Raw genomic sequence first — 418 nt, 5'->3', positions numbered from 1 at the left:
TAGATTTGAAATCTCGTCATAAAACCGGTTCGAATTCCGGGAGGCGAGGGTGTTTCCTGAACTGTGTCAATAGTGTAACTTTAAACTATCGACATAAACAATGGCAACACAAGAAGACTTTGACTTTGAAAGCTTCAAAAAGGAAGCTATAGCAGGCTTATATGCCGGCAAAAAGATGACGGGCACTGATGGTGTACTGGCACCGATGATGAAACACTTTCTGGAATCGATGATGACCGGTGAACTGGAGCATCACATTTCCGAGAGTAAGCTGGCCGGTCAGGCTAATCGTAAAAACGGCAAAAGTAAAAAGACCGTACGGAGCCTGAGTTCAGGAGAATTTGAACTTGAAACCGGGCGTGACCGTCTGGGCACCTTTGATCCAAAAGTGGTTCCCAAGCGCCAGCTGATCATTACC

General features: G+C 45.9%; 1 protein-coding gene. It reads left to right on the top strand.

What is annotated here, in order from left to right:
- Positions 1 to 100 precede the first annotated feature (100 nt).
- A partial coding sequence (locus C7T94_RS03850) for a transposase (RefSeq protein WP_204353201.1) occupies positions 101 to 418 on the top strand: 318 nt, incomplete at its 3' end.

It is taken from the genome of Pedobacter yulinensis (genome assembly GCF_003029735.1).
In the GTDB taxonomy this organism is placed as follows: domain Bacteria; phylum Bacteroidota; class Bacteroidia; order Sphingobacteriales; family Sphingobacteriaceae; genus Pedobacter; species Pedobacter yulinensis.
This window is presented reverse-complemented; position numbering and strand designations above follow the sequence as displayed.